Below are 18067 nucleotides of genomic sequence, written 5' to 3'. Positions count from 1 at the left end.
CAGTACCGGTGTGACCTGGCTCTCAAGTGCCGAGCCGAAGAGCGTGGCCTCACGAACATCAAATGTGCATCCGCATGTAGACGTCGCGAAACCGCAGGGCGGTACCAAGGCCGTTGTGCTGGTGCTGCACGGCGGACGGGAACACGGCACCGACCCGGTCCGGCGACTCAACCTCGCGTACCTGCGGATGGTTCCGCTGGCCCGCGCGCTGCGCGCACCCGGCGTCGAGGTCTGGAACCTCCGCTACCGGGTGCGCGGCTGGAACGCGCCGAGCCTCGACCCCGTCAAGGACGCCCGGTGGGCGCTCGACCGGATCTCCGAGCTGCACCCCGGCGCGCCCGTGGTGCTGGTCGGGCACTCGATGGGCGGGCGGACCGCGTTGCGCGTCGCCGGGCACCCGAATGTCGTGGCGGTGTGCGCGCTGGCGCCGTGGATCGTGCCCGGTGAGCCGTACGAGCAGCTCCGGGGCAAGGCCTTGCTGATCGCGCACGGGGACCAGGAGCGGATGACGGACCCGGCGAAGTCGCTGTCGTTCGCGCGGCAGGCGAAGACCGTGACGGACCGGGTGGCGCGGTTCAGCGTCGTCGGGGACGGGCACGCGATGCTCAAGCGCGCGAAGGACTGGACCCGGCTGGTCGTCGCTTTCGTCCACGGTGAGCTTGGCCTCGAACCGGTCGCACCGGATATCGCGAATGCGATGCGGGAGGCCTCGCCGCGAGGCCTCGACGTGCCGTTGGGAGGCTCGCGTGGCTGAGGTCGCCGTCATCGGAGCAGGGGTTGCCGGACTCACGGCCGCTTATGTGCTGCAACGCAAGCACGACGTCACGCTGTTCGAGGCCGACGACCGGCTCGGCGGCCACGCGCACACGCACGACCTGGGCGGCGTGCACGTCGACTCGGGGTTCATCGTCCACAACGAACGGACCTACCCGAACCTGATCAGGCTCTTCCGCGAGCTCGGCGTGGCCACGCAGGACTCCGAGATGTCGATGAGCGTGCGGTGCGACGGCTGCGGGCTCGAGTACGCGGGCGCGAAGAAGCTGCCGGGGCTGTTCGCGAAGCCCGGCAACGCGGCCAACGGGAAGTACCTGCGGATGCTCGCCGAGGTGACCCGGTTCTACAAGCACGCGCAGCGCGTTCTCGACCACGAGGAGGCGCACGACGTCACGCTCGGCGCGTTCCTCGCGATCGGCGGGTACAGCCGCTACTTCGTCGACCACTTCATCATCCCGCTGGTCAGCGCGGTGTGGTCGTCCGGAGCGGCGCTGAGCATGAAGTACCCGGCCTGGTATCTCTTCGAGTTCCTCGCGAACCACGGGATGCTCGCGATCGGCGGCACGCCGCAGTGGAAGACCGTGGTCGGCGGTTCGCGCACGTACGTCGATCGTGCCGTGAAGGGGCTTGGCGCCGTCCACGTCAGCACGCCCATCAGGGCCGTGACGCGCACGAGCAGCGGTGTGGAGATCCGCGACGACGCCAACGTGCTGCACACCGCGGACCACGTCGTCATCGCCACGCACCCGGACCAGGCGCTGGGCCTGCTGGCCGACCCGACGCGCGAGGAGAAGGAGGTCCTCGGGGCCTTCCAGTACTCGCGCAACGAGACCTGGCTGCACACCGACGCCTCGATCCTGCCGCGCGCCGCGGGGGCGCGGGCGTCCTGGAACCTCTACAAGCGGGCCTGCCGGGAGGCGGGCGACCAGGTGCTCGTCAGCTACCACATGAACCGGCTGATGCGCCTGGACGATCCCCGCGACTTCGTCGTCACGCTCAACCCGCACGACGTGGACCGCGGCCGCGTGCTCGCCGAGATGGTCTACGAGCACCCCATCTACACCCCGGAGTCCGTTGCGGCGCAACGACGTCTGCCCGAGATCAACACCGGCACCACCGCCTACGCCGGCGCGTACCACGGCTGGGGCTTCCACGAGGACGGCTGCGCCTCCGGCGTGCGCGCGGCGAAGCACTTCGGGGCCGACTGGTGATCTACGACGTCCTCATCACCCACCAGCGCCGGGAGCTGCTCGACCGGTCGTTCAGCCACCGCGCGTACATGTGGCTGGTCGACCTCGACGGTTTACCGAGCCTGCCCTGGTGGGCGCGGCCGTTCGCGAAGTTCGAGGCCCGCGACCACCTCGGGTCGCCGGAGAAGACCATCCGCGAGAACCTCGACGAGTGGCTGGCCGAGCGCGGCATCGACCTCGGCGGCGGGCGTGTCCGGATGCTCGCCAACGCGCGCGTGCTCGGCTACGTCTTCAACCCGCTGTCCGTGTACTGGTGCCACGACGCCACCGGCGAGCTCGTATGCGTCGTCGCGGAGGTGCACAACACCTACGGCGGCAGGCACTGCTATCTGCTGCGCACGGACGACAAGGGCCGTGCGTCGGTCGACAAGGAGTTCTACGTCTCCCCGTTCCTCGAGGTCGACGGTCACTACGTGATGAGGATGCCCGAACCGGGCGATCAGCTCTCGGTGACCATCGCGTTGCGGCAGAACGGGAAGACCACCTTCAGCGCGACGATGAAGGGCGAGCGCAGTTCGGGACTGCGCATGCTGCTGCGCCGTCCGCTGATGCCCCAGCGCGTGTCCGCGCTGATCCGCCGCCACGGAATCGCGCTCTACCTGAGGCGCGTCCCGATCATCCCCAGGAGTGATGGATGAGCACGTTGTCCCTGCCCCGCCCCGGCCAGGGCATTTGGCCAGGCCTCTTCACCGCGCCCCGGTCGCCGATGCGCGCGAGGATCGCCGAGTCGCTGTTCCGCAACGCGGTGCGCACGCTGCCGGTGACCGTCGCGCTGCCCGACGGCCGGACGTGGGGCGCGGGCGGCCCGGTCATGCGGCTCGTCCGGCCCGCGGAGTTCTTCCACCGGCTCGGCGCCGACGCCAAGATCGGCTTCGGCGAGGCCTACATGGTGGGCGACTGGGACGCCGAGGACCTCGCGGGCGTGCTCGCGGCGTTCGCGGCACGGCTCTCCACGCTGATCCCGCCCGGCCTGCAGCGCATGCGGCGGTGGGCCGAGCGCCGGCAGACCGAGGTCAACGACGTCGCGGGCTCGCGGCAGAACATCCACCGGCACTACGACCTGTCGAACGAGCTGTTCGCGACGTTCCTCGACGAGACGATGACGTACTCGTCGGCGTTGTTCGACGCCGGGGACACCGACCTGCACACCGCCCAGCTCCGCAAGATCGACGGCGTGCTCGACTACGCGGGCGTGCGCGCCGGATCGCGGGTGCTGGAGATCGGCACGGGCTGGGGCGCGCTCGCCATCCGAGCCGCCCAGAGAGGTGCCACGGTCACGTCGCTCACCATCTCCGCCGAACAGCGCAAGCTCGCACTGGACCGGGTGAGGGACGCGGGTCTCCACGATCGGGTGACGGTCGAGCTGCGGGACTACCGAGAGGAGCACGGTCAGTACGACGCCGTCGTCAGCGTCGAGATGATCGAGGCGGTCGGCGCCGAGTACTGGCCCGAGTACTTCTCGATGCTCGACCGCGTGCTCGCCCCCGGCGGCCGCGTCGGGCTCCAGGCGATCACCATGCCGCACGACCGCATGATCGCGAGCAAGGCCAGCTACACCTGGATCCACAAGTACATCTTCCCCGGCGGGCTCATCCCGTCCGTGCGGTCGATCGAGGAGTCGGTGCGCGACCACACCCGGCTCGAGATCGTCGAGTCGCGGTCGTTCGGCCTCGACTACGCCGAGACCCTGCGGCGGTGGCGCGACACGTTCCTCACCCGTTGGGACGAGGTGCGGGACCTGGGCTTCGACGACACGTTCCGCCGGATGTGGGAGTTCTACCTCGCCTACTCGGAGGCCGGTTTCCGCGTCGGGTACCTGGGGGTACAGCAATTCGGCATCGCCGAACGACTGGGCCGTTAGGACCACCTTCTGCCCCAAAAGGGTGCTCGTTGTCCCACCCGACTGGACTTCGTGGTCCTCTTTGAAGCAGGCGGTATCAATCGGCTCGCTGCGGTCTCTTCTCCAGTGAAGCCCCTAGTGTCGCTGTAGTGGAGGAGGTCGCCGGGATGGTCATGCCCACAGCCGTGCGGACCGGTGGCGGTGTCGCGGTCCTGGCGCCCGGTGCAGGCGCTGGGAGCTGGAACCAGCCAACGGTGCCGATGCGCCGTCGGGTGCACCAGGAACCGGTCTCCAACCAGTGGCTGGCCGAAGCCGAGTTCACCGACCTCGTCGACGCCGCCCTGGCCGGGGACAGACGGGCGGTCGAGCACCTGCTCGGCCGGATCCAGCCGCTGATCGTGCGCTACTGCCGCGCACGGGTCGGCGGACGTGAACGCACGCTGGTCTCGGCGGAGGACATCGCGCAGGAGGTGTGCGTGGCGGTGCTCGGCGCCCTGTCGAAGTACCGCTACGAACCCAACTCGTTCCTCGCGTTCGTGTACGGCATCGCCGCGCACAAGGTCGCCGACGCCCGCCGCCGGGCCGTCCGCAACCGCGCCGAGGTGGTGCCGGAGCTGCCGGACTGCCCGTCGCTCGAGGCGGGCCCGGAGCAGCACGCGGTCAACGGCGAGATGATGGCCCAGGTGACGCGCCTGCTGCACAAGCTGCCGCCGCGCCAGCGCGAGATCCTCGTGCTGCGGGTGGCGGTGGGCCTGTCCGCGGAGGAGGTCGCGCTGGCGGTCGAGTCCACGCCGGGTGCCGTGCGGGTGGCGCAGCACCGGGCGCTCGCCCGGATGCGGGAGATGATCGCCGAGGAGGGCTGACCCGCCCGGCGATCGCGGAGAGGGTCTCGCGGGCAGGACCAACGGGGAGTGTCCTGCGCCGAGACTGTCCGCGACTCAGGGGTGTCGCGGCGCCGCCGTCCGCAGGTCGCTGGACGCGGCGACCACCGCGGTGACCAGGATCAACGCTCCGAACACGAGCAGTGCCGCGGCGCCGCCGAGCACGTCCGCCAGCAACGCCCCGAACACCGGGGCGACCGGCGTGAGCCCACGGGCGGCGAAGTTCAGCACGGCGTCCATCCGCCCCATCAGCTCGTCGGGCACCAACGCGGTGAAGAGCGCGCCCACCGAGACGTTGAGCAACGGCGTGCTGACGGCCACGAGCATGAGAGGCACGAACGGCCACCACGCGCCGAACGGCAGTGCCATCGCCATGTCGCTCACGCCGAAGACCACGAGCACGGCGACGATGAGCCGTGCGGGCGCCACGGTAACCTTCGGCGCCAGCAACGCGCCGAGCACACCGCCCACGCCGAGGCCGGTCAGCACCAGTCCGACGAGCCAGTCCGCCCCGCCCCGCTCCTTGACCAGCACCGTGATCGGGAGCATCGCGGCCATGCCGAGCAGGTTCAGGACCAGGAACACCGCGATGATGTTGCGCAGCCCGCGCTGGCCCCACAGCCACGTCCAGGCCTCACGCAGGTCCTCGCGCATGCGCTGACGTGGCCGCTGCACGGCGCGTGGCGGGATCTTGGCGAACCACGCGCACACGGCCGCCACGAGGAACGACAGCGCGTCGGCGACGAACGGCACCGCGCGACCCAAACCGAAGAGCAGCGCACCGAGAGAGGGCCCCGCCAGATACGCCACGTGCGTACGCGCCTCCTCCTGCGCGTACGCGCTCTTGAGCTGTTCGGGAGGCACGACCTCCTTGATCGCGGTGGCGCGGGCGGGCCCGGTGAACGCGACACAGGCACCGTCCACCGCCGCCAGCACGAGGAACACCGGGATCGAGTTGGTGCCGGTGACGACGTTGAGTGCCATCGCCGCGACGGCCCCGGCCTGCGCGGTCTGGCTCCAGAAGAGGAGTCGGCCGCGGTCCCACCGGTCCGCCCACACGCCCGCCGGCATCTGCAGGACGATCAACGCCGTCGCCCGCACCCCCGCGATCACCCCCGCCCAGAACACCGACCCGGTGACCGCGATGATCAGCAACGGCGTCGCCACCGTCGTGAGCTGCGTGCCCAGCTGCGACACGGCGCCGCCGAACCAGAGCAGCTGGAATTGGACGTTCTTCCTGAGCGGGACCCCCATGACGGACGTTTCTAACGCATGATCACCGGGTCCGGGTGGCAAGGTTTACCCATGGTTGACCAGGACCCCGCCTACGACGTGCTGCTCACGGGCACCGTCTTCCTCGACATCATCTTCACCGGCCTGCCCCGCCCGCCCGCCGCGGGCACCGAGGTGTGGGCCGAGGGACTCGGGTCCTGTCCCGGCGGGATCGCCAACCTCGCCGTGGCGCTGCGCCGCCTCGAACTGAAGACGGCGCTCGCGGCCGCGTTCGGCGAGGACGCGTACGGCGACTTCTGCTGGGACGTCCTGGCCGACCAGGAAGGCGTCGACCTCTCTTATTGCCGTCGCTTCTACGGGTGGCACTCGCCCGTGACGGTCTCCATGGCGATGGAACGTGACCGCAGCATGGTCACGCACGGCCACAAGGCACCCGTCGTAGCCGATGATCTCTTCTCACCACCACCGACCACACGTGCCTGTTTTGTGCACATACAGGCAGAAGACGAGCAGTGGGTGCGCACGGCGAAGCAGAACGGCGCGAAGCTCTTCGCCGACATCGGCTGGGACCGCACCGGGGCCTGGTCGCCCGAACTGCTGCGCCGCCTCGACGGATATGACGTGTTCCTCCCGAACCACGTCGAGGCGCAGGGCTACACGCGCACCGACACCCCGGAGGCCGCCGCCCGCAAACTCGCCGAGCACGTGCCCGTGGTGGTCGTCACACGCGGCGGCGGGGGAGCGGTCGCCGTCGACAGCGCCACCGGCGAGTGCGTGGACGTGCCGGGCCTGAACGTGGCGCAGCTCGACGCGACCGGCGCCGGAGACGTGTTTGGGGCGGGGTTCGTGATGGGCACTCTGGCCGGGTGGCCGCTCGAACACCGGGTGCGGTTCGCGAACCTGTGCGCCGCGCTGTCCGTGCAGCACTTCGGTGGCTCGCTGTCGGCACCGGGCTGGGGAGACATCGCGGTCTGGTGGCGGACGGTGAGCAGGCGGCCGGACGAGGAACTGTCGCGCTACGGGTTCCTGGACGACCTGCTTCCCGACCACGCGGGCGTCGAGGTGCGCAGGGCTAGTCCGACGATCGGCCTCCGGCTACTCCGGTAGGTTGAAAACAGTCGATCAGCGGACGCAACCTCACGGGCCTCCCGCGCGACTTATACGTATAGAGAGTCTCTGGGGTTTTGCTCGGAAGGAGTTGCGGGTTTGTTCGCCGCACGCGCGTCAGGCTTGGTCAAGTTGCTGGGGTTGTGCCTGACTGCGGGCGTGCTCCTCGCCGCGATGGTGTTCCCGTTCGTCGGAGGTCTCGGGCTCGCGTCCAACCGCGCGGCCGACACGGTCGACCAGACGTCGGGTGACCTCGCGAAGGGTGAGCTGCCGCTCGTCACCACCATCCAGGACATGAACGGCGACCCGATCGCCTACCTGTACGACCAGTACCGCATCCCGTTGGAGTCCAAGGACATCGCGGACACCATGAAGGGCGCGATCCTGGCCATTGAGGACAAGCGGTTCTACGACCACCAGGGCGTCGACTGGCAGGGCATCGCCCGTGCCGCCGCCAAGGCCGGTGTGGACGGTGGGGCGACGCAGGGCGCGTCGACGCTCACCCAGCAGTACGTGAAGAACTACATGGCGTTCGTGCTCGGCGCCGACAACGAGCAGGAGGCCTGGGAGAAGGCCACCGAGGCGACGATCGGTCGCAAGATGCGCGAGGCGCGCGTCGCGCTGCAGCTCGAGCAGCAGATGAGCAAGGAGGAGATCCTCACCGGGTACCTCAACATCGTGCCGCTGGGCAACCAGACCTACGGTGTCGGCGCGGCGGCGAAGGCGTACTTCAACACCACCGCCGACAAGCTGACGGTGCCGCAGGCAGCGTTGCTCGCCGCGATCGCGAACCGGCCGTCGTCGCTCAACCCCGGCGCTTCGCCGGAGAAGGCGCTGGAGCGCCGCAACATCGTCATCGACAAGATGCGCGAGAACGGTGCGTTCGGGTCCAACGAGACCGACGCGAAGGCGAAGGCCGACGAGTTCAAGGCCCAGCCGCTCGGGGTCGTCGAGGACCTGCAGATCCTGCCCAAGGGCTGCGTCGGCGCCGGTGACGGCCCGATCTACGGCTTCTTCTGCTCCTACCTGCTCGACTACCTGCGCGAGGCGGGCATCACGAACAAGGAGCTGCAGCGCGGCGGCCTGACCATCAAGACCACGATGGACCCGAAGGCCACCAAGGCCGCGAAGCAGTCGGCCGAGCAGCAGGTGCCGAAGACGCAGAACGGCATCGCGAACGTCATGTCCGTCGTGCAGCCGGGCACCGACAAGCACCGCGTGCGTGCTCTCGTCGCGTCCCGTGACTACGGCAACAAGGCGGAGCTCGGCCAGGTGGCGCGTCCCGTGCCGGCCGAGGTGCTGCCGTTCGGCCCGGGCTCGGTGAACAAGGTCTTCACCGCGGCCGCGGCGCTGGAGCGCAACATCACCGGCATCGACAAGCCGATCGACGTCCCGAAGGTCTACTACTCGAGGGTCTACCCCAACGGCGGCGCGCCCTGGAAGGTCGAGAACGCGGGCACGTACGGCGAGAAGATGACGTTGACCCAGGCGCTGGCGCAGTCGCCGAACACCGGGTTCGTCATCCTGCAGGAGAAGGCGGGCCTGAGCAACGTCGTCGACATGGCCTACCGGCTCGGCATGCGCGAGACGCTGCAGGGCGCGAACCGCTCGGGTGAGCCCCTGGCGTCGGACAAGTCGAACGGCCCGTCGCAGGGCGACTGGACGAAGCAGAACAACGCGGGTTCCTACACCCTCGGTCCGGGCGCCACGAGCGTCCTGGAGCTGGCGAACGTCGCCGCCACCATCGTCTCCGGCGGCACCTGGTGCCCGCCGACGCCGGTGGAGCAGGTGCTCGACCGCTACGGCAAGCCGATCCCGCTCAAGGAACTGCCCTGCGAGGAGGCCGTCAAGCCGGACCTCGCGGCCTCGCTGGCCCAGGGCATGTCGCACGACACGCTCCCCAGCGGCACGGCGGCCGAGGCCGCTCGCGGTGCGGGCTGGACGCGTCCGATGATCGGCAAGACCGGTACCACCGAGGAGCACAAGTCGGTCGCGTTCCTGGCCGCGACGCCGCAGTACGCGGGCGCGGTCATGACCTACGCCGACGGCAACAACCCGCAGGTGATCTGCGCCAACCCGATCAGGCTCTGCCCCGGCAGCCGGGAGGGTGTCTACGGTGGCCAGGTCGCGGCGCCGACGTGGTTCGGCGCCATGAAGGCGATCCACGAGGGCCTGCCGACGGCCCCGTTGCCGCCAGCCGCGGCCCGGTACAAGTAAGACCCGTTCGGTCAGAGGGCCGTCGGACGCCACGTGCGTCCGGCGGCCCTTTGTCGTGACACCCGAAACACGCGAAGCCGAAGGCGAGCCGTCCTGAGCAAACGGCTTGGGCGCAAACATCTACGCAACAGGCAGCCGCTCTACGCAACAGGCGTGCCATCAACCCGCCCACAGCGCGGACCCCTGATCAGATTGCCGGGGTCTGGGGCAGAGCCCCAGGGGAAGCACCCAACAGGAACCCGCCAACGGCCCAGGGGAACCCAACAACAGAGCGCGACCCAACCCCGTAACCCACTCCTGTCACACGCGTCCCACGGCTCGGTCCAAACGACGTCGCCACGCGAAGTAGCCGCCCAGGCGCGCCTTTGCCCGCTCCGCCGCACCGCAAACCTTTCACGATTAAGCGACTGACCAGTACAAACACCACGGCGGGGATTGGTCCAGAGCGCGGTGACCTCGCCCTAAACCGATCAACTACCCAAAGTGACGATCAGTGGGCCTAATCACCTGAACCCCCACTTGGCTTGCTCGCGCCGGTCACGCGAGGTTACGTTTCCGGCCGCATGTCACGGTTCGATAACCGCAAGGACACGGAGCGCCCCCCGAAGCGGTCCAGTCCACCACCGGGCCCCCGAAGCCCGCAGCCAGGACCCCCGAAGCCCGGCGAAGCGCGGTTGCCGAACTCCCCCGAGTGCATGGAGGCAGGTTTGGCACGGCATCGTGTGAAGGGTCCGCTGGTCGACGTGATCACCAGAGTGGACCTGGACCGCAAGAAGGCCGTAGCGGCGGTCGTCGCCGCGGGCGCCCTCGCCGGCGCCGGTTTCGCCCAGGCGGCGACCACCATCACCCCGGTGGACCGCATGGTCGCGCCCGTCGCGGCCACCCAGGACCTCGCCGCGGCGATGACCGGCGAACGGCGTCAGCCGCAGCAGCAGGGGCCGCAGACGATCCACGACGTGAACGCCGGCTCCGAGGCGCGCAAGCTGCTGCAGGCCGAGCAGATCCAGGCGCGGTTCCACGTCGCCGAGGCGCTCAAGTCCGCCGAGGGCGCGTACGCGAAGCGCCAGGAGGCCGCCAAGGCCGAGGCGGCGCGGCTCGCGGCCGAGGCGGAGGCCAAGCGGCCCAAGTGCGTGCGGCCCGCCCAGGGCTCGTTCACGTCCGGCTTCGGTGCTCGCTGGGGCACGAGCCACAACGGTGTCGACATCGCGAACGCCATCGGCACGCCGATTGTCGCCGTCATGGACGGCACGGTCGTCGAGGCCGGGCCCGCGTCCGGCTTCGGGCTGTGGGTGCGCGTCCAGCACGCGGACGGCACCATCACCGTCTACGGCCACATGAACACCATCGACGTCGCGCAGGGCGCCCAGGTCAAGGCCGGCCAGCAGATCGCGACGATCGGCAACCGCGGCCAGTCGACCGGGCCGCACCTCCACTTCGAGGTGTGGGTCGCCGGCGGGCAGAAGGTCAACCCCGTGGGCTGGCTCGCCGAGCGCGGTGTGAGCCTCTAGCACAAACCGAAGCGGCTCTCCGGTCGGTCCGCCGTGCCCGAAACACGGCGGAGAGACCGGAGAGCCGTTTCGCGCGTCCGGTGACGCGAGTGCGATCCTGCTGTGCGCCAAGAAGATTCGCCCTCACCGGGAAACTCAAGAGGTGGTCGTGCGCCTCGAATCCCTTGCAAGTCCACAACGGTCGGTGTTGCGGGGTCGGTGCCCCCGATCGGGTTAACGACCGGGTGGTCTACGCCTTTGCGGTCACGCAAGGCGACGGCGCGGCGAGCGGCCGGACGGCCTCCGGGGTGGTGGAGGTGGCGTCCTGCAAGAAGATCCGCCAGGTTGATCTGGTGCCAGAGATTCCGAGACCCGCGCCGCCCGACCCGATGTCCTTGGCGTGCAACGACATCGCGTCGTCCTCGTCGGCCGTTCTCCGCGCCGGGTCACGCCTCCCGCACGGTCGACATCGGCCTGAAGTGCCGTGGCGCCACCGTGGACGGCCTATCCGGACCGGCGCGGGAACGTGGAGTGGGCGAGGTCTCAACGCGACCGGGCAGGTTCACCCCCGTGGAGCAGCCGCCCGATCTTTTGGCCCGAATCGTGCGCGGAGAGTTCGATCTCCTCTCCGGGGGCTTGATCTCTTCGAAGGACAGTTGAGAAGTTTTCCTCGTTTGATGCGTACATAAGGCCCTTACTTGCTGACAGGCCAACGGGGATCGTCGCAAACGGCTCCCCAAGTCATCAGGAGGCGTCGTGTCTGTCGGAACATCCTCTGCTGCCCTGAACCTCGCCGCCCACCTCGAACCCGCGCAGCTCGAGCTCGCCCGTCACCCGGTGCACGTCGAACTCCCCGCCGACGTGCGCGGCCGGATCGCGCGCTGCCGCGAGTTCGTGCTGGAGGTCAGCGCGTCCGGACGCGCCATCTACGGTGTCACAACGGGTTTCGGCCCGCTCGTCGCCTTCCAGGGTCGCGCGGACAGCGCGAGCCAGTGCGACAACACCATCTTCCACCTCATCACCGGCCACGGTGAACTGCTGCCGCCGGCCGTCGCCCGCGCCGCCGTGCTCGCACGCCTGTTCTCCTTGGCACAAGGGCGATCCGGAGTGTCCGAGCAGGTCGTGGACTCGCTGACTGCCATGCTGGACACCGACTTCGCGCCCGCCGTGCCGCGGTTGGGCTCACTGGGTGCCAGTGGCGACCTGCAGCCACTGGCCTATGTGGCCCATGCGTTGCGCGGCAACGGCAACGCCTTCTACCAAGGGCGGCTCATGCCGGCCATGGAAGCGCTTGCACTCGCCGGGCTCCGCACTCTCGTGCTCGACGGCCGCGACGCCCTCGCGTTGGTCAACGGCATCTCCGTCACCGCCGCCGCGCTCGGACTCGCCGTCGCGCAGGCGGTCCGCGCGCGCCGGACCGCGGAGTTGTTGTCCGCCTTGATGACCGACGTGCTCGGGTGCGGCGTCGAGTTCACGTCGGTTGGACTACTGGCGGCGTTCGGGCATCCGGACGTCGCTGAGACGGGCGCGTCCATCCGGGCCTGGCTGCAGGGCAGCACGCCGTCGGGGGAGCGCGGCCTGCAGGAGCCGTACAGCATCCGGTGCACCCCGCAGCTGATCGGCGCGACCGGCACGAGCGTGCGGCACGCGGACGAGGTGGTGCGCCGCGATCTCAACGGGGTGAGCGACAACCCGTTGTTCTTCCCGGAGACGCAGGAGGTCGTGCACGGCGGCAACTTCTTCGGCCAGCCCAGCGCCTTCGCGGCCGACCAGCTCAACGTCGCCCTGGTGCAGCTGGGCAACCTGGCCGAACGGCAGCTCGACCTGCTGGTGGACCCCCACCGCACCAACGGGTTGCCGCCGATGCTCAGCCCGCAGCCCGGCCAGCACCACGCGGTGCAGGGCGTGCAGCTGTGCGCCACCGCCACCGTCGCCGCGATGCGCAGGGCGGCCACGCCGGCCTCGACGCAGAGCCTGCCGACGAACCTGCACAACCAGGACGTCGTCCCGTTCGGCACGCAGGCCGCGCTGACCGCGCTCGACCAGGCGCGGCTGCTGCGGTACCTGCACGCGGGACTCGCGATCGCGCTGCGGCAGGCCGTGCACGTCGGTGCGCGCCGCCCGCTGTCGCCCCGGCTCGCGGCGGTGTTCGACCGCCTGGCGGACGAGGTGCCGCCGATCGAGGAGGACCGGCCGCTCGACACCGCGCTGGGGCGGGTGGCGGACGTCCTCGACAGTCTAGTGTCCGAAGTGGAGGGTGCCTGATGAGCGCTCCCGTCTGCCTCCCGCTGTGGGGGCACACGTGGGTGGACCTGCCGGTCCTGAGGATGCCGATGCCGGGTGCGGAGCTGATCCCGTGCGCAGACGGCTGCTACGACATCCCGATCCTGATCGAGACGCCGGAGGACCCGGTCGCACGCGCCGTGCACCGGTGGTTCCTCGGCCACCACGGCGCGATCGTGGTCTGGAGGTTTCTCGCGGATTCACTCGATCGGTTGATACGCGAGCGGGATTCGCGGCTAGTCCGCCTCACTGCGCTTGGATACGACGCGTACTCGGTGATGCTCGCCTATTCGGGCAGCTGTTCCCGTGAGGTGTACGAGGACGTCATCCGCCCGATGATGGTGGCGTTCGACCCGGCGTTCAGCGGGCGGTGGGCACGTGACCACGAGCCACTGCCCGGCCTGCTGCGCCGGGCCCGTGCCGCACTGGGGCCCGCGGCGGCCGCACCGCTCTCCTCCGCGAGCAAGGCGAACCTGGTGGCACACCTGGAGGTCATGCGCAGACTCGTGCCGGACGGCCCGTCGCTGCTGCGCGAGTCCGGCCGGGGGCGCGCGGCCACGACCGAGGCCGAGCGCTCCCGGTTCGACGAGTTCTTCCTCGTCAGCCGGGAGAACGTCTGTGTGAGCCGCTACCGCGCGCACCGCAGGGCGGTCTTGTCCGCGATCGGTCACGACCTCGCGAAACGCCCGCTGCGGCCCGAGTACGGAGAGACACTCAGGACGTTCGCCTCCCGACTATGAGAGAAGGCCGCGCGTGACCGACTTCAAGGCCGTGGTCATGACCCCGCAGATCTACCGCTACGTGCGCGAACAGGCAGGCCGGCCCAGCGCGGTGCAGGAGAAGCTCATCGCCCGCACGCTGGAGCTCGGCGACTCGGCGGAGATGCAGATCCCGCACGAGCAGGCGGTGCTGCTGTCGCTGCTGGTCAAGCTCACCGGCGCGCAGACCGTGGTCGAGGTCGGCACCTACACCGGGTACTCCACGCTGGCGTTCGCCCAGGCCCTCCCGCCGTCCGGGAAGGTCGTCACCTGCGACGTCTCGGCCGAGTGGACCGCTATCGCGGAGGAGGCGTGGCAGGCGGCCGGCGTGCGGGACAAGATCGACCTGCGGCTCGGCGCGGCGGCGCAGACGCTCGCCGAGCTGCCGGAGGAACCGGTGGTCGACCTGGTGTTCATCGACGCGGACAAGGTCGGGTACGTGCACTACTGGGAACTGCTGGTGCCGCGCGTGCGGCAGGGCGGCCTGCTGCTCGCCGACAACACCCTCTACTACGGCCAGGCGGCCTCCGAACAGCCCGAGGGCAACGCCGCCGCGATCGACGCCTTCAACCGGTTCGTGGCCGCCGACCCGCGGGTCGAGTCGGTGCTGGTGCCGATCGCGGACGGGCTGACGCTCGCGCGCAAGAGGTGAGGTTGTGGGCATACCGACCGGTCGGTAGGGTAGCGGGCACTGACCGGACCGGGAGGCGTTCATGGCTCGTTGGGGAATCACGCTGCCGCTGATCGGCGTGCCGGTGCTGGAGCACCGCGCGCTGGTGTCCGAGCTCGCCGGGCTCGGCTACACGGACGTGTGGTCGGCCGAGACGACGGGCACGGACGCGTTCACGCCGCTCGCCCTGGCCGCGCAGTGGTCCGACGAGCTGCGCTTCGGCCCGGCGATCGCGCCCGTCTACACCCGCGGGCCCGCGACCCTGGCGATGACCGCCGCGACGCTCGCCGAGGTGACCGGCGGGCGGTTCGTGCTGGGCATCGGCTCGTCCTCGCCCGCCATCGTGCAGCGCTGGAACGCGATCCCGTTCGAGGAGCCGTTCAAGCGCACCCGCGACACGCTGCGCTTCCTCAAGGCCGCGCTGGCGGGGGAGAAGGTGTCGGCCGACTACGACACGTTCTCGGTGAAGGGCTTCAAGCTCGAACGCCCGCCCGCCGCGAAGGTGCCGATCATGCTCGCCGCGCTGCGCCCGAACATGCTGCGCCTCGCCGGTCGGGAGGCCGACGGCGCCATCACGAACTGGCTCGCCGCCACCGACGTGCCGAAGGTGCGCGCCGAGCTGGGCGACGCCGAGCTCGCCGCCCGGATCTTCGTCTGCCCGACCGAGGACGCCGACGCCGCGCGGGCGCTCGGCCGCATGCTGATCAGCACCTACCTGACCGTGCCCGCCTACGCGGCGTTCCACGACTGGCTCGGCCGCGGCGACGCGCTGCGCCCCATGCACGAGGCGTGGGCCGCGGGCGACCGCAAGGCCGCGTCGAAGGCCATCCCGGACGACGTCGTGGACGCGCTGGTCGTGCACGGGTCGCTCGACCAGTGCCGTGCCCGCGTCGCCGAGTACCAGGCCGCCGGCGTCGACACCCCGATCATCGCGCTGCTCCCGACCGGTGGTGACCAGGCCGACCAGGTGCGCGCACTGGCACCAGGGGCGTAACCGTGCCCAGCGCGACCGAGCAGAAGATCATCGACGCGGCCGTGCGCCTGTTCGCGTCGCAGGGCTACGACGCGACGTCGGTGCAGGAGATCGTCAACGCCGCCGGGATCACCAAGGGCGCGCTGTACCACTACTTCCGCTCCAAGGACGACCTCCTCCTGGAGATCTACCGGCTGCTGATCACGGCCCAGTCCGCCGACATGGACCGGATCATCGGCCTCGGCCTGCCCGCCGCCGAGACGGTGCGCGAGATCCTGGTGTCGCTCGTCGTCTCGACGGCCGAACGGGTCGACGAGACGGCGGTGTTCGTCCGGGAGCTGCACCGGCTCGGCGAGGACGGCATGGCGGAGTTCCGCGCCGAACGCCGCCGCTACCACGAGACGTTCCTCGCGGTCGTGGAGAAGGGGCAGGCGGACGGCGAGTTCAGCTCCGCGGTGCCCGCGGACACCGTCGTGCGGATCGTGTTCGGCGTCGTGAACCAGCTGCCGATGTGGTTCCGGCCGGACGGGCCGAAGACGCCTCCCCGGCTGGCCGGGGAGATCGCGGACTTCGTGCTGGCGGGCCTGGCGGCCTGAGACGCGGCGATCGGGGCGGGAAGGTCCGCCGTGGACGGTGCCGGTCACCGGTTCCGGAGGGCCTCCAGCGCCTTGTCCGCGTGCACGTTCATCGAGAACTCGCTCTTGACCACCTCGATGATCTCGCGGCCGGCGCCGATGACGAACGTGTGCCGCTTGACCGGTGTGATGCCGAACCGGCGCTTCACCCCGAACGACGCCGCGACCTCCCCCGCGACGTCGGAGAGCAGCGGGTAGTCGAAGCCGTTCAGCTCGGCGAACTGCTTCTGCTTCGCCACGTCGTCCATCGAGATGCCCACGCGCTGCGCGCCGGCCTCCTCGAACTCCTTGGCCAGGTCGCGGAAGTGGCAGCTCTGCGCCGTGCAGCCGGACGTCATCGCGGCGGGGTAGAAGAACAGCACCACCGGGCCGTTCTCGAGCAGTTCGGACAGCGTGCGCTCGGTGCCGTCCTGGTCGGGCAGGGAGAAGTCGGGGGCGAGGTCGCCGGGCTTCATGGATCTCCAATACGCTCGGGCCGTGACCAGCATGTCCGACGTGGCCAAGGCCGCAGGGGTGTCCGCTGCGACCGTATCGCGCGCTCTGCGGGGCGAACCGGGCGTGTCCGAGGCGACCAGGCAGCACGTGAGCGAGATCGCACGGCGGATGAAGTACGCGATCGCGCGCGACGCCTCCTCCCTCGCGGGCGGGCGCCGGTACGCGATCGCGGTGCTGACGTCCGAGGTCAGCCCGGTGCTCGCGGGCGCGGAGGGCGCGCTGCGCCAGGCCGGCTACGACGTGCTGCTCTACGTGCTGGGCGACGCGGCCGCGCGGGAGAAGTTCTTCGAGGAGCTGCCGCTGGGCCGCCGGGTCGACGGCGTGCTGCTGCTGTCGATGGCGCTGTCCCCGGCCGAGCAGACCGTGCTGCGGTCGCTGGAGGTCCCGCACGTCGCGGTCGACGACCACGACCTGCGCTACGCCCTGCGGACCGCCGTCGCGCACCTGCAGACCCTCGGCCACCGCGACGTCGCCCTGGTGCTGGCCGACGGCGTCGACGAGTCGTACGACGAGATCCTGGTCGCCGCCGGGCTCTCGGTGCGTCCCGAGTGGACGGTGTGGTGCTCGCCGACCGTCGACGGCGGCGAGCAGGTGGTCGACGTGCTGCTCGACGGCGAACGCCTGCCGACCGCGGTGATCAGCTCCAACGGCGCCGCCGCCGTGGGGATCTTCCTGCGGATGCAGCGCGACGGGCGCGCGGTGCCGGACGAGGTGTCGATCGTGTCGCTGGACGGGCAGGAGCTCACCCGCGTGGTGGGGCTGACCGCGGTCGAGGGGGCGGCGAAGGAGCAGGGGGAACGGGCGGTCGCCGACCTGTTCACGCTCATCCGGGGCGGCGAGATCGAACCGGCCGAGCACCCGGTGCGGCTGGTCGTGCGCAACTCCAGCGGCCCCGCGAGCTGACGGGCGGCCGGGCCTGCCGAAGTACTGTGGCGCCATGCCTGCCGAAGAGCGCCTCACCGAGATCGCCGACCTGCCCACCACCCCCGGCTACGCCCACGCCGTGACGGTCACCGGCAAGCTCGCGTTCGTCTCCGGTCAGGTCGCGGTGGACGCCAGGGGCTGCGTGGTCGGAGTGGACGACCTGGCGGCCCAGACGCGGCAGGCGCTGAGCAATCTTCATCACGTCATCACGAGGTTTGGCGCGGACTGGTCGGATGTCGTCAAGTTCACCTGGTTCGTGCTCGACGCGTCCGAGGTGCAGACCATTCGCGACGTCCGCGACGAGATCTTGAGGCCCGCGTTGGGAGAAGTGCCCAACCCGGCCAGCACGCTCGTTCAGGTCGCGGCGTTGTTCGGGCCCGATTTCCTGGTCGAGGTCGAGGCCGTCGTCGCCGTTCCGGACGACCCATCGGATGTCTGAGGGAATGCATCTCTGCGTAGACCTCCCGACCGGCCTGCACCCATCGGGTGACCAGGGACCATTTGCTCTGGTAATGCTGAGCGAGCTGTGACATAGCTTGT

Annotated in this window: 17 protein-coding genes; 15 read left to right on the top strand and 2 right to left on the bottom strand. The window is 70.1% G+C overall.

From position 1 onward, the window contains the following. Nucleotides 1–64: 64 nt before the first annotated feature. The 5 genes from ABZX02_RS35590 (at nucleotide 65) to shbA (ending at nucleotide 4727) form a co-directional block, all read left to right on the top strand. Nucleotides 65–754 (top strand): alpha/beta fold hydrolase, encoded by a 690-nt coding sequence (locus tag ABZX02_RS35590; RefSeq protein ID WP_355305064.1) that lies wholly within the window; start codon nucleotides 65–67, stop codon nucleotides 752–754. Further along, a complete protein-coding gene (locus ABZX02_RS35585) occupies nucleotides 747–1985 on the top strand; it encodes an FAD-dependent oxidoreductase (protein WP_355305062.1) in 1239 nt (412 codons plus the stop codon). The genes ABZX02_RS35590 and ABZX02_RS35585 overlap by 8 nt, the downstream gene beginning before the upstream one ends. Further along, a complete protein-coding gene (locus ABZX02_RS35580) occupies nucleotides 1982–2662 on the top strand; it encodes a DUF1365 domain-containing protein (RefSeq protein ID WP_355305060.1) in 681 nt (226 codons plus the stop codon). Before ABZX02_RS35585 ends, ABZX02_RS35580 begins: the two co-directional genes overlap by 4 nt. Then, nucleotides 2659–3885, top strand: a complete 1227-nt coding sequence (locus ABZX02_RS35575) for a cyclopropane-fatty-acyl-phospholipid synthase family protein (RefSeq protein WP_355305058.1) — start codon at nucleotides 2659–2661, stop codon at nucleotides 3883–3885. The genes ABZX02_RS35580 and ABZX02_RS35575 overlap by 4 nt, the downstream gene beginning before the upstream one ends. Before the next feature lie 128 nt (nucleotides 3886–4013). Beyond that, entirely contained in the window at nucleotides 4014–4727 is a 714-nt protein-coding gene (gene shbA, locus ABZX02_RS35570; protein WP_355305056.1) for an RNA polymerase sigma factor ShbA, read from the top strand. Nucleotides 4728–4802: 75 nt separating this feature from the next. Here the strand turns inward: shbA and ABZX02_RS35565 are convergent, their stop codons facing one another. Next, entirely contained in the window at nucleotides 4803–5999 is a 1197-nt protein-coding gene (locus tag ABZX02_RS35565) for an MFS transporter (protein ID WP_355305054.1), read from the bottom strand. A gap of 51 nt (nucleotides 6000–6050) precedes the next feature. Between ABZX02_RS35565 and ABZX02_RS35560 the strand changes: the two genes are divergently transcribed. The 8 genes from ABZX02_RS35560 (at nucleotide 6051) to ABZX02_RS35525 (ending at nucleotide 16069) form a co-directional block, all read left to right on the top strand. Continuing rightward, the gene (locus ABZX02_RS35560) at nucleotides 6051–7085 is read left to right on the top strand and encodes a PfkB family carbohydrate kinase (RefSeq protein WP_355305052.1); all 1035 of its coding nucleotides are present in this window, start codon (nucleotides 6051–6053) and stop codon (nucleotides 7083–7085) included. Between the two features lie 123 nt (nucleotides 7086–7208). Further along, on the top strand, nucleotides 7209–9302 hold the full coding sequence (locus ABZX02_RS35555) for a transglycosylase domain-containing protein (RefSeq protein WP_355305050.1): 2094 nt from the start codon (nucleotides 7209–7211) through the stop codon (nucleotides 9300–9302). 707 nt (nucleotides 9303–10009) lie between these two features. Next, nucleotides 10010–10810: a M23 family metallopeptidase gene (locus ABZX02_RS35550; protein WP_355305048.1), complete on the top strand. Its 801-nt coding sequence runs from the start codon at nucleotides 10010–10012 to the stop codon at nucleotides 10808–10810. 735 nt (nucleotides 10811–11545) lie between these two features. Then, nucleotides 11546–13054 carry an aromatic amino acid ammonia-lyase gene (locus ABZX02_RS35545; protein WP_355305046.1) on the top strand — a complete coding sequence of 503 codons (1509 nt, stop codon included), beginning with the start codon at nucleotides 11546–11548 and terminating at the stop codon, nucleotides 13052–13054. Continuing rightward, complete coding sequence (locus ABZX02_RS35540; protein ID WP_355305044.1) at nucleotides 13054–13812, top strand: L-tyrosine 3-hydroxylase; 759 nt, start codon at nucleotides 13054–13056, stop codon at nucleotides 13810–13812. Before ABZX02_RS35545 ends, ABZX02_RS35540 begins: the two co-directional genes overlap by 1 nt. A gap of 13 nt (nucleotides 13813–13825) precedes the next feature. Further along, entirely contained in the window at nucleotides 13826–14482 is a 657-nt protein-coding gene (locus ABZX02_RS35535) for a class I SAM-dependent methyltransferase (protein ID WP_355305042.1), read from the top strand. Nucleotides 14483–14543: 61 nt separating this feature from the next. Beyond that, nucleotides 14544–15494, top strand: a complete 951-nt coding sequence (locus ABZX02_RS35530) for an LLM class F420-dependent oxidoreductase (RefSeq protein ID WP_355305040.1) — start codon at nucleotides 14544–14546, stop codon at nucleotides 15492–15494. A gap of 2 nt (nucleotides 15495–15496) precedes the next feature. Further along, nucleotides 15497–16069 (top strand): TetR/AcrR family transcriptional regulator, encoded by a 573-nt coding sequence (locus ABZX02_RS35525; RefSeq protein WP_355305038.1) that lies wholly within the window; start codon nucleotides 15497–15499, stop codon nucleotides 16067–16069. Nucleotides 16070–16113: 44 nt separating this feature from the next. Here the strand turns inward: ABZX02_RS35525 and ABZX02_RS35520 are convergent, their stop codons facing one another. Continuing rightward, the gene (locus tag ABZX02_RS35520; protein WP_355305036.1) at nucleotides 16114–16563 is read right to left on the bottom strand and encodes a peroxiredoxin; all 450 of its coding nucleotides are present in this window, start codon (nucleotides 16561–16563) and stop codon (nucleotides 16114–16116) included. Nucleotides 16564–16594: 31 nt separating this feature from the next. On the opposite strand from ABZX02_RS35520, the gene ABZX02_RS35515 reads away from it, so the two are divergent. Both ABZX02_RS35515 and ABZX02_RS35510 read left to right on the top strand, forming a co-directional pair. Next, on the top strand, nucleotides 16595–17506 hold the full coding sequence (locus tag ABZX02_RS35515) for a LacI family DNA-binding transcriptional regulator (RefSeq protein WP_355305115.1): 912 nt from the start codon (nucleotides 16595–16597) through the stop codon (nucleotides 17504–17506). 34 nt (nucleotides 17507–17540) lie between these two features. Continuing rightward, nucleotides 17541–17966: a RidA family protein gene (locus ABZX02_RS35510; RefSeq protein ID WP_355305034.1), complete on the top strand. Its 426-nt coding sequence runs from the start codon at nucleotides 17541–17543 to the stop codon at nucleotides 17964–17966. The last annotated feature ends 101 nt before the right edge of the window (nucleotides 17967–18067 follow it).

The sequence above is a fragment of the Lentzea sp. NPDC003310 genome (assembly GCF_040610935.1).
Classification (GTDB): domain Bacteria; phylum Actinomycetota; class Actinomycetes; order Mycobacteriales; family Pseudonocardiaceae; genus Lentzea.
This window is presented reverse-complemented; position numbering and strand designations above follow the sequence as displayed.

Excerpts from the sequence above, each read along its gene's own strand:
- ABZX02_RS35575 (WP_355305058.1), top strand. The coding sequence starts at position 2,659 with ATGAGCACGTTGTCCCTGCCCCGCCCCGGCCAGGGCATTTGGCCAGGC.
- ABZX02_RS35565 (WP_355305054.1), bottom strand. The coding sequence starts at position 5,999 with ATGGGGGTCCCGCTCAGGAAGAACGTCCAATTCCAGCTGCTCTGGTTC.
- ABZX02_RS35560 (WP_355305052.1), top strand. The coding sequence starts at position 6,051 with ATGGTTGACCAGGACCCCGCCTACGACGTGCTGCTCACGGGCACCGTC.
- ABZX02_RS35540 (WP_355305044.1), top strand. The coding sequence starts at position 13,054 with ATGAGCGCTCCCGTCTGCCTCCCGCTGTGGGGGCACACGTGGGTGGAC.
- ABZX02_RS35530 (WP_355305040.1), top strand. The coding sequence starts at position 14,544 with ATGGCTCGTTGGGGAATCACGCTGCCGCTGATCGGCGTGCCGGTGCTG.
- ABZX02_RS35520 (WP_355305036.1), bottom strand. The coding sequence starts at position 16,563 with ATGAAGCCCGGCGACCTCGCCCCCGACTTCTCCCTGCCCGACCAGGAC.
- ABZX02_RS35515 (WP_355305115.1), top strand. The coding sequence starts at position 16,595 with ATGTCCGACGTGGCCAAGGCCGCAGGGGTGTCCGCTGCGACCGTATCG.
- ABZX02_RS35510 (WP_355305034.1), top strand. The coding sequence starts at position 17,541 with ATGCCTGCCGAAGAGCGCCTCACCGAGATCGCCGACCTGCCCACCACC.